Source organism: Amycolatopsis deserti, from assembly GCF_014653945.1.
Classification (GTDB): Bacteria; Actinomycetota; Actinomycetes; order Mycobacteriales; family Pseudonocardiaceae; genus Amycolatopsis_E; species Amycolatopsis_E deserti.
Window position 1 is genome coordinate 226,320 of the sequence record NZ_BNAU01000002.1, and the last position, 11,846, is coordinate 238,165.

General features: G+C 71.6%; 14 protein-coding genes. 6 read left to right on the plus strand and 8 right to left on the minus strand.

What is annotated here, in order from left to right:
• Window positions 1–29: 29 nt before the first annotated feature.
• Complete coding sequence (locus IE290_RS09555) at window positions 30–1,268, minus strand: Nramp family divalent metal transporter (protein ID WP_191244191.1); 1,239 nt, start codon at window positions 1,266–1,268, stop codon at window positions 30–32.
• A 126-nt stretch (window positions 1,269–1,394) separates the two neighbouring features.
• A complete protein-coding gene (locus IE290_RS09560; protein WP_191244192.1) occupies window positions 1,395–1,868 on the minus strand; it encodes a cupin domain-containing protein in 474 nt (157 codons plus the stop codon).
• 78 nt (window positions 1,869–1,946) lie between these two features.
• Here IE290_RS09560 and IE290_RS09565 point away from each other — a divergent pair, with 78 nt between their 5' ends.
• Entirely contained in the window at window positions 1,947–2,393 is a 447-nt protein-coding gene (locus IE290_RS09565; RefSeq protein WP_191244193.1) for a MarR family winged helix-turn-helix transcriptional regulator, read from the plus strand.
• A 184-nt stretch (window positions 2,394–2,577) separates the two neighbouring features.
• Here IE290_RS09565 and IE290_RS09570 read toward each other — a convergent pair whose 3' ends face one another.
• Complete coding sequence (locus IE290_RS09570) at window positions 2,578–2,967, minus strand: ACT domain-containing protein (RefSeq protein ID WP_191244194.1); 390 nt, start codon at window positions 2,965–2,967, stop codon at window positions 2,578–2,580.
• Window positions 2,964–3,716, minus strand: coding sequence for an FAD-dependent thymidylate synthase (thyX, locus tag IE290_RS09575; RefSeq protein ID WP_191244195.1), 753 nt, complete (start codon window positions 3,714–3,716; stop codon window positions 2,964–2,966). The genes IE290_RS09570 and thyX overlap by 4 nt, the downstream gene beginning before the upstream one ends.
• A gap of 125 nt (window positions 3,717–3,841) precedes the next feature.
• Here thyX and IE290_RS09580 point away from each other — a divergent pair, with 125 nt between their 5' ends.
• Window positions 3,842–4,357 carry a toxin-antitoxin system HicB family antitoxin gene (locus tag IE290_RS09580; protein WP_191244196.1) on the plus strand — a complete coding sequence of 172 codons (516 nt, stop codon included), beginning with the start codon at window positions 3,842–3,844 and terminating at the stop codon, window positions 4,355–4,357.
• A 2-nt stretch (window positions 4,358–4,359) separates the two neighbouring features.
• Complete coding sequence (locus tag IE290_RS09585; protein ID WP_191244197.1) at window positions 4,360–5,256, plus strand: DUF4097 family beta strand repeat-containing protein; 897 nt, start codon at window positions 4,360–4,362, stop codon at window positions 5,254–5,256.
• A 215-nt stretch (window positions 5,257–5,471) separates the two neighbouring features.
• Here IE290_RS09585 and IE290_RS09590 read toward each other — a convergent pair whose 3' ends face one another.
• Window positions 5,472–6,689, minus strand: coding sequence for a winged helix-turn-helix domain-containing protein (locus IE290_RS09590; RefSeq protein ID WP_229874359.1), 1,218 nt, complete (start codon window positions 6,687–6,689; stop codon window positions 5,472–5,474).
• Between the two features lie 39 nt (window positions 6,690–6,728).
• Between IE290_RS09590 and IE290_RS09595 the strand changes: the two genes are divergently transcribed.
• Complete coding sequence (locus tag IE290_RS09595; RefSeq protein ID WP_191244198.1) at window positions 6,729–7,289, plus strand: GNAT family N-acetyltransferase; 561 nt, start codon at window positions 6,729–6,731, stop codon at window positions 7,287–7,289.
• Between the two features lie 147 nt (window positions 7,290–7,436).
• Here IE290_RS09595 and IE290_RS09600 read toward each other — a convergent pair whose 3' ends face one another.
• Together IE290_RS09600 and IE290_RS09605 are read right to left on the minus strand one after the other, a co-directional pair.
• Entirely contained in the window at window positions 7,437–8,705 is a 1,269-nt protein-coding gene (locus IE290_RS09600) for a glycosyltransferase 87 family protein (RefSeq protein ID WP_229874360.1), read from the minus strand.
• A 123-nt stretch (window positions 8,706–8,828) separates the two neighbouring features.
• Complete coding sequence (locus IE290_RS09605; protein ID WP_229874361.1) at window positions 8,829–9,311, minus strand: GtrA family protein; 483 nt, start codon at window positions 9,309–9,311, stop codon at window positions 8,829–8,831.
• A 184-nt stretch (window positions 9,312–9,495) separates the two neighbouring features.
• Here IE290_RS09605 and IE290_RS09610 point away from each other — a divergent pair, with 184 nt between their 5' ends.
• The gene (locus tag IE290_RS09610) at window positions 9,496–10,017 is read left to right on the plus strand and encodes a YqaA family protein (protein WP_191244199.1); all 522 of its coding nucleotides are present in this window, start codon (window positions 9,496–9,498) and stop codon (window positions 10,015–10,017) included.
• Between the two features lie 410 nt (window positions 10,018–10,427).
• Complete coding sequence (locus IE290_RS09615; RefSeq protein WP_229874362.1) at window positions 10,428–11,375, plus strand: aldo/keto reductase; 948 nt, start codon at window positions 10,428–10,430, stop codon at window positions 11,373–11,375.
• On the opposite strand, the gene IE290_RS09620 is transcribed toward IE290_RS09615, so the two are convergent.
• A complete protein-coding gene (locus IE290_RS09620) occupies window positions 11,360–11,626 on the minus strand; it encodes a hypothetical protein (RefSeq protein WP_229874363.1) in 267 nt (88 codons plus the stop codon). The two genes, IE290_RS09615 and IE290_RS09620, sit on opposite strands and share 16 nt — an antisense overlap.
• Between the last annotated feature and the right edge of the window lie 220 nt (window positions 11,627–11,846).

Below are 11,846 nucleotides of genomic sequence, written 5' to 3' on the forward strand. Positions count from 1 at the left end.
GACCGTCGCCGGCGCCGTTCGGTTCCGGTTCAGCCCGCGAACGTGAGGTAGATCAGCACCACGTTGAGGGTGATGATCACGGCGGCGATCACCCACGCCAGCGTCGTGGTGACGCGGTGGTTGGCGGCCGGGCCCATCAGCCCGCGGTCGCTGGTCAGCCGTACCAGCGGGACCAGCGCGAACGGGATGCCGAAGGACAGCACCACCTGGGAGACCACCAGCGCGCGGCTGGGGTCCACGCCGATCGCGAGCACCACGATCGCGGGCAGCAGCGTGATCAGCCGCCGCAGCAGCAGCGGGATCCGCTTGCGCAGCAGGCCCTGCATGATCATCGCGCCGGCGTAGGCGCCCACGGATGTCGAGGCGAGGCCGGAGGCCAGCAGCCCGATCGCGAACAGCAGCGCCACGGCCGGGCCGAGCGTGTCGCCCACGGCGGCGTGGGCGCCCGCGATCGAGTCGACGCCCTCCTGGCCCTGCAGGTTCGTCGCGGCCAGCAGCACCATCGACAGGTTGACCGCGCCGGCCAGCAGCATCGCCAGGCCCACGTCGAACCGGGTGATGCGCAGCAGGCGGAACTGCCGGGCCGGCTCGACCTGGCCGTGCCGGTCGCGGGCGAGGCCGGAGTGCAGGTAGACGGCGTGCGGCATGACCGTGGCGCCGAGCATCGCGGCGGCGATCAGCACGCTCTCGGTGCCGGCGAACTTCGGGACCAGGCCGGCCGCCGCGTCGGCGGCCGAGGGCGGTTCCACGAAGACGCTGGCCAGGAACCCGACCGCGATGACGCCGAGCAGGCCGGTGATGACCCGCTCGAACGGCCGCTGACCGCGCCGGTCCTGCACCAGCAGCAGGGCCATCGACACCACACCGGTGATCACGCCGCCGGCCAGCAGCGGCAGGTCGAACAGCAGGTTCAGGGCGATCGCGCCACCGACGACCTCGGCCAGGTCGGTCGCGATCGCCACCAGCTCGGCCTGCGCCCAGTAACCCAGGCGCCCCGTGCGCGTCATCCGCTCGCGCAGGTTTTCCGGCAGCGACAGGCCGGTGACCAGCCCCAGCTTCGCCGACAGGTACTGGACCAGCCCGGCCATCAGGTTCGCGACGACGATCACCCACACCAGCAGGTAGCCGAACTGGGCGCCGGCGCTGATGTTGGAGGCGACGTTGCCCGGATCGACGTAGGCGATCGCGGCGACGAACGCCGGGCCGAGGAGCAGGGAGCCGGAGCGCACCCGCTTGAGCCGTGGTCCGAGCTGGTCCGTCAGCGCCATGCGCCCTCCCGTCAGTGTGCCGAACCCTGATTTTAGGCACGCCAAACTTCGGTGTACAGGGAGTCGAAATGTGGCCTGCGTCGCCGTTCGGCTACCCGGGCGAGGGGAAGTTAGTCCCGGGTGGCCCTATCGCCCCGCGGGCCGCGCGTCCCATTCCGGGCAGTCGACGAAGTGCACGTCGTACTGCTCGTGGATGCTCGCGACCTCCTCCTCGGCGAAGCCGCCGCGCAGGATCTCCGGCAGCCGCCGGAAGTAGCCGAACCGCTCGACGCCCGGCACGAGGGTGATGAGCACGTTCGCGGGACTGTCCGAGTCCGCGGCGAACGCGTGCCGGACACCCGCCGGCACCACCGCGTAGCCGCCCCGCCGGAGGGTCAGGATCTCGGTGCCGATCAGCATCCGCAGCGCTCCGTCGAGCACGTAGAACGCCTCCGCGGAGCGCGCGTGGTAGTGCGGTTTCGTCCCGGGCTCCCCGGGCTCGAGGTGCAGCCGGTTCGCACCGAGCAGGCCGCCGGTGTGGCTCGCGTCGGCCAGCAGCTGCAACGCGGGCCGCGCCACGGTTTCCGCCTCGTCCGCCTGGACCACCCATGCGCCGGTCATCGTCGCCTCCTTAGTAGTTGAAGTCTTCAATTACATTAGCCATGAGTGGTTGAAGTCGTCAACTGCTAGGGTGGGCGGGTGACCGAGTGGCTCGACGCGGATCAGCAGCGCGACTGGCGGGCGTTCATCGAGGGTTCGATCCGGTTCATCGACCTGCTCGACCGGAGGCTGCAGGACCAGCACGGCCTCACGCTGGCCGAGTTCGAACTGCTGGTGCGTCTGTCCGAAGCGGACGGACGGTCGATGCGGATGGCCGATCTCGCGGCGTCGGCGTACTACTCGCGGAGCCGGTTGTCCCACCGGATCAAGGGGTTGGAGGCGCGGGGCCTGGTCCGCCGCGAACCCACGGACGACGACCGGCGTGGCGTGGTGGCCCGCCTCACCGACGCCGGCTACGAGGCGTTACGGCAGGCGGCGCCGGACAACCTCCGGACGGTCCGCAAGCACTTCGTGGACGTGATCTCGGAGGAGGACCTGAGAGCCGTCGGCCGCGCGATGCGCGCGGTGACGGAACGGCTGGATTAGGACGCACAGCCGCGCGCGCTCGCCCGGCGGCCGCAGCGCCTGCATCGCCCACGCACCACCGACCTCGCACGGCCCCAGCCACCCGCGGCGCCTACGGCGCGTCAACCCGCCACACTGGACACCCGCGCCGCCCGGGACCCGCGCCGTCTCCGTGCAGCTCCTGCACCGCCCCGGGCCATCGGCCTCAGTCGCCGCCGGCGACCTCGTGGCCGGCCGCACGCAGCGCCTGCACCGCGCGCGTCAGCTCGGCGTCCTTGACCAGCACGTGGTCGGTGTCGAAGGTCGACAGCGTGAACAACGCGACCCCGGCCGAGGCCAGTTCGCTCGCCAGCGCCGCGATGATCCCGGTCAGGGTGAACGCCAGCGGGCCCCGCACGGTCAGCAGCCGCCAGCCGGACTCGATCCGGGCGCCCTCCGGCGCCAGGCCGGCCGGGCAGATCACCGACGTCTCCGCGGGCGTGCGGGTGATCGAGACCAGCCCGTCCGGCGCGTCCAGACCGGGCACCGCGGCACCCGGCTCCAGCCGCGCCACCGCGTACTCCCCCGGCTGGACGTCGATCGCGAGGCGTTTCACCCTTCCAGGACCTTCGGGCTGGAGGCGATCTCGGTGCCGTCGGGCAGCGTCGAGATGGTGAAGTCGGCGAAGACGTTCGGCGCGGCCTTCTGCAGCTGCCGCAGGCATTCCACGGCCAGGCCGCGGATCTCCACGTCGGCGTTCTCGGTGGCGCGCATCGCGATGAAGTGCCGCCAGGCGCGGTAGTTGCCGGTGACCACGATGCGGGTCTCGGTGGCGTTGGGCAGCACCGACCGCGCGGCCTGGCGCGCCTGCTTGCGGCGCAGCGTGGCGCTGGGCGCGTCGGCGAACTTGTCCTCCAGCCCGGCCAGCAGCTCGTTGTAGGCGTCGACACTCGCCTGCGCGGCCTTGAGGAACTTCTCGTGCAACTCCGGGTCGTTCGCGATGACGTCCGGCTCGACGAACGCCGCGTCGCGCTCGGGCACGTACCGCTGGGACAGCTGCGAGTAGGAGAAGTGGCGGTGGCGGATCAGCTCGTGCGTCAGCGAGCGCGACACCCCGCTGATGTAGAAGCTCACCGAACCGTGCTCCAGCACCGACAGGTGACCGACCTCGATGATGTGGTCGATGTAGCCGGCGTTGGTGGCCGTCTTCGGGTTCGGCTTCTTCCACGACTGGTAGCAGGCGCGGCCCGCGAACTCGGCGAGCGCCTCACCCCCGTCGGCGTCGGTCGACCACGGCACGTCCTCCGGCGGGAAGAACTCCGTCTTCGCGATCAGCTGCACCTTCGGCGACACGGTCTCGGCCACGGTCGCACTCCTTCCCCTCAACGACTCCCAGGCAGCGTAACGGGAGGGGCCGACAACTTCCCCGCGACACCACGTGGTGTCACCACCGCCTTGACTGACACCACCAATGACGTCATAGTGGTGTCATGGACTTGACCCCGTACATCACCAGCCTCCGCGAGGACCTCACCGCGACGGCCTCGGCCGGGGACGAGCAGATCCGGCGCGCGGCGGCGCTGCTGTCCGGTGCGCTCGAACCCGCGGCGCGGCTGGCGCTGATGAACGCGCTGGCCGACCTCGCCGCCGAGGCGACCGCGCAGCTGCCGGACCACGTCGTCGAGGTGCGGCTGGACGGACGCGACGTGCGGGTGGTGGTCACCGGCACCGCCGGCGAGCGCGAACGCCCCGAGCGACCCGGGCCACCGCCACTGCCTCCCCCGCCGCCGCTGATGGAGGGCGGCGACATCTCCCGGATGACGTTGCGCCTGGTGGAGAAGCTCAAGGAGCAGGCCGAGCACGCCGCCTCGTCACAGGGCGTCTCGCTGAACACGTTCATCTCGCAGGCCGTGCAGGGCGCGCTGCACGGTTCGCAGTCGTTCCACGCCGAGAAGCAGGCCGGCTCGCAGTCCGAGTCGCACCTGCACGGCTGGGTGAAGGGATAGTCATGACCGATCCGGAGCTCGTGCGCACGCAGACGTTCCCCCTGCCGGGGCCGCTGGAGCTGGACATCGCCGTCACGCTGGGAAGGGTCGAGGTGAAGCTGGACGCCGAGGAACCCGAGGCGACGGTGGAGATCCGGCACGACCCGGACGCGCAGCAGCCGTGGACGCAGGGGATTTCCAGCCTGCTGAGCTGGGTGAGCGAGCGGTTCGGCGACCAGCTGGGCACCGACCTCAACGGCACGCCCGCGGACGCGGTGCAGCAGACGCGGCTGGAGCAGACCGGCAGCCGGCTGACCGTGCACGCGCCGAAGGCGTTGCCACTGCGGAACATCCCGCTCGCGGTCACGGTGATCGCCCCCGCCGGCACGGCGGTGGAGGTGCGGGCCGGTTCGGCCAACGTGACGGTGAGCGGATCGGCCGGCCGGGTGGACGTGTCCACCGGCTCGGGTGAGATCCGGCTGGACCGGTCCGAGGGCGCGGCGACGGTGCGCAGCGGCTCCGGCGCGATCCGGCTCGGGCCGACGCTGGCGGGGCTGCACCTGCGCACCGGCAGCGGCGATGTGGAGGTGGCGTCGCTGTCCGGGTCGGCGACGCTGGCCACCGGCACCGGCGACGTGTGGCTGGGCATGGTCTCCGGCTCGGTGCTGGCCCGCAGCGGGAGCGGTGACCTGTCGGTCGCCGAGGCGGCGAGCGGGAACCTGGAGCTGGTGACCGGCTCCGGCGACATCCGGATCGGGGTCCGCCAGGGGGTCGCCGCGGAGGTCGACCTGACCGCGAGCGCCGGCAAGGTGTCCAGCGAGCTGGACGTGGCGTTGACCCGGCCGGACGGCGAGATCCCGCTGAACGTGCGGGCGCGGACCGGCTCCGGCGCGGCGATGGTGACCCGCGCGGCGCAGTAGACCACCGGAGAAGGCGGCCTGCGGGCCGCCGTGGGGGTGGAGGGGTGGTGTGGCATGGGGGCGTGTCACACCACCCCGTTTCGGTCTGCGCGGCCACCCCCGGCCTGGATGACGACGCTCTCGGGACGTGGCCCGCCCGGATCGCGCGCCTGGCTGGAACCTGCAGCGGGGCCTCGGCGCCGCAGGACCTCGGCATGGAGCCCGCGTCACCCGGGTCATGCGCGCCGCAACAGCGGTGCCAGATCACCCCGCTCCCCCACCACGAAGCCGTCCAGCCCCAGCCACGACGCCATCACCCGCAACTCCCCCGCCAGCTCCGCCGCCACCCGTGGCGCGTCGGCCTCCGGCTCGGTGAACGCGCCCTGCACCCGCAGCACCCCGGCCTCCCGGTCGGCCTTCAGGTCCACCCGCGCCACCAGCTCGCCGTCGAGCAGGAACGGGAACACGTAGTAGCCGTACACGCGCTTGGGCTCGGGCACGTAGATCTCGATGCGGTACCGGAACCCGAACAGCCGCTCGGTGCGGGCCCGCTCCCAGATCAGCGGATCGAACGGGCACAGAAGCGCCCGCCCCGCCACCTTCCGCGGCATCCGCGCCCCCGCCAGCCGGTACGTGGGCCCGCGCCAGCCGCGCACCTCGACCTGCTCCAGTACCCCCGCCTCGACCAGCTCCGCCACCGCCTGGCGGCTCGTCTCCGGGCCCAGCCGGTAGTAGTCCCGCAGGTCCGGCTCCGTCGCCACCCCCAGCGCCGTCGCCGCGCGGGAGATCAGCTCGCGCGCGCCCTGCTCGGGCGACACCCGCCGCGCCAGGATCTCCGCCGGCACCACCCGCTCGGTCAGGTCGTACAGCCGCTCGAACCCGCGCCGCGTGCCGGTGGTCAGCTGGCCCAGCCCGAACAGCAACTCGCAGATCTTCTTGACCTCCGACCGCTCCCACCACGACCCGGGCCGTCGCGTCGACTCGCCCTCCAGCTCGCGCTCGATGCCGCCCGCCCCGATCGGGCCGAGCTCCTTCACCACCGCCAGCACGTCCTCCACCAGCGACGGTGACCGGTCGGCCAGGCGCTGGTAGTGGCGCCACCACCCCGGCCGCTTCGCGCCGGACTGCAGCAGCGGCCAGTCCTCGACCGGGATGAGGCTGGCCTCGTGCGCCCACGTCTCCACCAGCATCCGCGGCTTGCGGCTGCTGTGCGACCAGGCGGCCTCGTCGATCAGCGCCGGATCGTAGGCGCCCAGCCGCGCGAACACGGGCGCGTAGTGCGCCCGGACCGCGACGTTCACCGAGTCCAGCTGGATCAGCTGCACCCGTGACAGCACGCGCTTCAGGTGCCGCCGGGTCGGTTCGGCACCCGGCCGCGGGTCGGCGAAGCCCTGGGCCGCCAGCGCCGCCCGCCGGGCGGCCGCCACACTCATCGTCTCCATCGTGGTGCTCATGGTGCCAGCACCCACCGACAAAACCGGTAGGTTCCCGGCATGAGCACCGTGTCGGTCCGCGAAGCCGTCGAAGCCGACGCCGCGGAGATCGCCCGGATCCAGCGCGTCACCTGGCGGACGGCCTACCAGGGCGTCCTCAGCGAGCAGGCCCTCGCCGAACTCGGCTCCGCCGAGGTCGAAGCGCGCTGGGCGGAGGCGATCGGCCACCCCGGCTCCCGGATCCACCTGGCCGTCGAAGGCGGGTTCACGGTCGGGTTCTGCGTCGCCGGGCCTGCGCCGCGCGAGGACGTGGCCGACGCCGCCGGCAAGCTGCCCGCCGACGCCGACCGCACCGGCCTGATCGGGACGCTGCTGGTGGAGCCGCGCTGGTCCCGGCGCGGGCACGGCGCCCGCCTGCTGGCCGCGGCCGCCGCCGGGCTGCGCGAACTGGGCGCCGGCCGCGGCATCACCTGGGCCGCCGAGTCCGACGCGGCCACCCTCGGCTTCTACCGCCGCGCCGGCTGGCACCCCGACGGCACCGTCCGCACCCTCGACACCGGCGAGCGCCGCCTGCGCGAACTCCGCCTCACCGGCGCGCTGGACATCCACCTCGTCGAGTAGTTCACCAAGTCGCCGGCACGATCAGCACCTGGAGGATCGTGAACCCGAGCGCCACCACCAGCGGCCTGATCCGGGGCGACGGCGTTCGACGACCAACGCGGCGGGAAGAAGTAGAGCCCAGGAAGCCCCGGGCTCCGCCTCGGCCGGTCAGGCCTCGTCGCCCGCGCGGACCGGTGCGAACGCCGGCTTCGTCAGCTCCTGACTCAGCTCGAAGTCCAGGTCCTCGGACGGTGCGGGCTTGCCCCGCCCGCGGAACCACAGCACCGACATCACGATCAGGAACACCACGGCCACGATCTGGTAGCTGCTGCCCGCGACCTGCTGCGCGAAGCTCCAGTGCTCCCACTCCAGCGGCACCCAGTAGTGCGGCGCGAGCCACAGGATCACCACCGCGCCCCAGCCGGAGACGATGAGCCACTTGTTGTTCCGCTGCACGCCCATCACCAGCACCAGCACCGCGGTCGGCAGGGCCAGGATCCAGTGGTGCGACCAGGAGATCGGCGAGATCAGCAGGACACCGGCGGCGTTGACGCCCAATGCCAGCGCGAGGTTGTCGTCCCGCAACGCCCGGGCGGTGCCCAGGAACGTCATCACGACGACCGCGATCACCCCGAGTCCGCCGACCACCGTCAGCGTGGTGCCGGTCAGGTGCAGCTTCTCGAACGTGGCGGTGATCGACTCGTTCGCGTGGATCGGGCCGATGTTCATGCCGGTGGCGTTGAAGACGCGGTCGGTCCAGTACGTCCACGAGTCGCCGGGCATCAGCACGAACGCGATCGCCGTCATCACCAGGAAGCTGACGAACGCGGTGACCACCGCGCGGAAGTCCTTGCGCAGCAGGAAGATCAGGCAGAACCCGGCCGGGGTGAGCTTGACCGCCGCCGCGATGCCGATCAGCGCGCCCCGGGGCCAGCGCGGGTTCGGCCACAGGATGTCGACCGCGACGAGCATCATCAGCAGGACGTTGATCTGGCCCCAGAAGATCGTGTTCGCGACCGGGTGCGCGACCACCATCACGATCGCCGCCGCGAAGACCATCCACGTCTTGTTCAGCAGTCCGCGCAGCTCCGGCGAGGAGTTGCGGTACGCCAGGATGATCGGGAACAGCGCCAGGCAGGTCGCGCCGGTCAGCAGCGGGTAGCCGATCGGCGGCGGGATGATCGCCAGCGGGGTGAACAGCACCGCGGAGAACGGCGGGTAGGTGTAGGGCAGTGCGCCGCCGATGGTCGAGACGGGCAGCTCGGAGTAGATCGAGTGGCCCTTGAGGAAGGTGTCCGCGCCCAGCCGGTAGATGTCGACGTCGGTCGGCCACTTCCGGATCCCGTGCGCGTAGTACGCGAGCGCGGCGAACAGGCCCACGGCCAGCAGGAGTTCCAAGCCCAGGCGTACCCGCTCGGCGGTACTGCCGTACCTCATCGTCTCGATGACAGCTTTCACTCGTACTCCCAGTCCCGGCCACGCGTGATCTCACGGAACAGACGCCGCAGCGCCTATCTTCGTTGTCGGCGTGATCGATGTTACGAGCGGGTCCCCCTTGCGCTACTCGCGGCTGCGATCGGTGAACACGATCCAGCGAAGCACGCTGTAGAGGAACACCGCCTCGCACGCGCCCGCGATGATGCGCGCCAGGTGGTACTGCACGCCCAGCGCGGCCAGGCCGGCCCCGGCACCGAGGATGAACGCGACGTAGTTGACCGCCACCGCGACGGCGTAGAGCACGGCCTGCCGCCCGACCGGGGCGTGCGAGCGGAAGTTGAACACGCGGTTGAGCACGAAGCTCAGGGCGAAGGCGCAGACGTAGGCGATGGTGATCGCGGCCGGCAGCGGCAGCCCGGCCACGCCGTGACCGAGGGTGAGCAGCAGCAGGTCGACGCCGAAGGTGCACCCGTTGATCAGCGCGAAGCCCACGAAACTGGGCGGGACCAGCGTGTTCAGGCCGAGTGGGAGGTAGCGGACGACCGTCGCGCAGAACGACGCGAACCTTTGCACGGGCGACCGCGTCACCCGGATGTCCTGTGGCACGGCGCCACGGTGGCAGAAGCGGGTGACGGGAAGGTGAGCAGCCGGTAGTCGGAAAGCGGCGGAAAGTGTCCCCGGCACTACGGAGATCACACTTCGGGCTGATATCTTCTTGTGACCCCGTCCGTGTGATCCTCCGCTCCCCGCGGAGGCCTCGCCCGCCCCGAAGCCCCGTCAGGAGGCGCGGATGTTCGCCTGGTTCTGGGTGGCGCTCGGCGTCGCCTTCGGGTCGGCGATCGTGCCCCTCATCAGCGTCGAGGTGTTCGTGCTGGGGCTCGTGGCCAGCGAGCCGGGGCTGCACTGGCTGCTGATCGGCGCGGCCGTCTCGATCGGCCAGGTCGCCGGCAAGCTGCTGTACTACCTGGCCGCGCGCGGGTCGATCAGGCTGCCGCGGTTCCTGCACGACCGCCTGCACCGCGTGCGCCCGCCCAGCCGGCTCCGCGACCGGTGGCACCGGCGGACCAAGTGGCTGCGCGGCAAGATCGAGGCCCTGCGCGAACGCTGCCACCGCCACCCGCACTGGATGACGGGCACCTACGGGGTCAGCTCGCTGATCGGGCTGCCGCCCTTCATGGCGACGACGGTGCTGGCGGGCCTGGCCGACATGCGGATGTCGACGTTCCTCACGGCGGGCCTGACCGGGCGGTTCATCCGGTACAGCGCGCTGGCCGCGTGCCCGGCGGTGTTCGCGGGCTGGTTCCACCACTGAGGTACGTGGTTCCGGGGAGGCCGCTGTCCTTGTACTGAGTTCATCGCGCCGGTGCGGACGCAGGCCTAGGGAGACGCCGGCGTTGGACCACCGGGTTCTGGAATCACGGTGAGCAGAGGATGTGCAGCGCTCCGGCAAGACGGATTACGTGCCGGAGCGGGATTTCGGACGCCCATGCACGCGGCCCCGCAGCAGGCAGACGTGTCCCTGTTGTCGCCGGAGGCCGTTGACGCTGAACAAGAACGGGAAGTTCCCGGCGCACAAGAGCCCCGATGGCAGTCGGTGTGCGATGTCGGAAGCGAACTCTTCGCGCTGATCCCGGCCCCGCGTTTGCCGAGGTCACGTCCACAAGGCGGGTGTCACCCCGGCACCGCCTCCTGCGTCGTCCTTGATCGGGCATGGTGGGCACCATGAGATACCGGTTGTTCGGGCGTACCGGCCTGCGGGTCGCGGAGATGTTCCTCGGCGCGATGGCGCTGCAGGAGCCGGACGAGGCGCGGCGCGTCATCAAGGCCTACGCCGAAGCCGGGGGCAACGTGATCGACACCGCTTCGGCCTACGCGGAGAGCGAGAGCGTCCTCGGGGAGGTGCTCACCGAGCGGGACCGCTTCCTGCTGGCGACCAAGTACACGCTCACTCGCGACCCGCACGATCCGAACGCCGGGGGCAGCCACCGCAAGAACCTGATCGCCTCGCTGGAACGCAGCCTGCGGCGCCTGCGCACCGACTACGTCGACATCCTGTGGGTGCACACCTGGGACCCGCACACGCCGGTGGCCGAGACGCTGCGCGCGCTCGACGACCTGGTCCGCGCGGGCAAGGTCCGCTACCTCGGGGTGTCCGACACACCGGCGTGGGTGGTCAGCCGGGCGGACGTGCTGGCGGAGTGGCGCGGGTGGACGCCGTTCGCGGGCGTGCAGGTGCCCTACAGCCTGCTGAACCGCGACATCGAGCGCGATGTCCTGCCGATGGCCGAGCAGCTGGGGCTGAGCGTCGTCGCGTGGGGCGTGCTGGAGCACGGCGCGCTGACCGGCTCGAGCCGGGTCGCTTCGCCGTCAGCGAGCCAGCAGCGGGTGGCGGCGGCGGTGCGGGCGGTGGCGGACGAGCTGGGGGTCACGCCGGCCCAGGTGGCGATCGCGTGGTCGCGCGCCCGGTCGGCGATCGTGCACCCGTTGATCGGGTTCCGGACGGCGGACCGGGTCGCGGAGAGCGTGGCCGCCCTGGACGTGACGCTGCCACCCGAGGCGGTCGCCCGGCTGGAGGCCGCGGCCGCGTTCGAGCCGGGACCGTTCGCGGACTTCGTGAACGAGTCGGCGGACGCCCTCGGCGAGGTGGCGGGCCGTCAGCTGAGGGCGTGACCCACCTCGGCGATCGCGGCCACGGTCCAGTACACCGGTTCCGGCGCCTCCTCGGCGGGCAGCTCCAGCATCCAGGCCAGCACGGACGACACCTGGGCGTGGCTGCCGATCAGACCCCACTGGTTGAGGTGGACACCGGCGTCCGCCTCGTAGCCGTGGCACAGCCAGGAGTGCACGTTCATCAGGTCGGACTCGACGCCGATGATCTCGAAACCGCGCACGACAGCGTGCCCGTCGAACGGCGCGGCCATGTCCCGGTCGGCGTGCTAGGCCCAGAACTCCGGACCGTGCGCGACACGAAGGTCGCGGCCAGGCCGGACGGCATGTCCCCCGTGCCCTGGATGGCACCACGAGCAGTGTCGACCAATCGCTGGCCGAGCTGCACTGCGCGGGTCTCCACAGGGAACAGCACCTGTGCGCGATGTACCTGGACGACTACGCGCCGGAGGAGGCCCGGCGGCTCCTCGGCGA

Excerpts from the sequence above, each read along its gene's own strand:
- IE290_RS09555 (WP_191244191.1), bottom strand. The coding sequence starts at position 1,268 with ATGGCGCTGACGGACCAGCTCGGACCACGGCTCAAGCGGGTGCGCTCC.
- IE290_RS09560 (WP_191244192.1), bottom strand. The coding sequence starts at position 1,868 with ATGACCGGCGCATGGGTGGTCCAGGCGGACGAGGCGGAAACCGTGGCG.
- IE290_RS09580 (WP_191244196.1), top strand. The coding sequence starts at position 3,842 with ATGGACTTGACCCCGTACATCACCAGCCTCCGCGAGGACCTCACCGCG.
- IE290_RS09585 (WP_191244197.1), top strand. The coding sequence starts at position 4,360 with ATGACCGATCCGGAGCTCGTGCGCACGCAGACGTTCCCCCTGCCGGGG.
- IE290_RS09590 (WP_229874359.1), bottom strand. The coding sequence starts at position 6,689 with ATGAGCACCACGATGGAGACGATGAGTGTGGCGGCCGCCCGGCGGGCG.
- IE290_RS09595 (WP_191244198.1), top strand. The coding sequence starts at position 6,729 with ATGAGCACCGTGTCGGTCCGCGAAGCCGTCGAAGCCGACGCCGCGGAG.
- IE290_RS09600 (WP_229874360.1), bottom strand. The coding sequence starts at position 8,705 with ATGAGGTACGGCAGTACCGCCGAGCGGGTACGCCTGGGCTTGGAACTC.
- IE290_RS09610 (WP_191244199.1), top strand. The coding sequence starts at position 9,496 with ATGTTCGCCTGGTTCTGGGTGGCGCTCGGCGTCGCCTTCGGGTCGGCG.
- IE290_RS09615 (WP_229874362.1), top strand. The coding sequence starts at position 10,428 with ATGAGATACCGGTTGTTCGGGCGTACCGGCCTGCGGGTCGCGGAGATG.
- IE290_RS09620 (WP_229874363.1), bottom strand. The coding sequence starts at position 11,626 with ATGGCCGCGCCGTTCGACGGGCACGCTGTCGTGCGCGGTTTCGAGATC.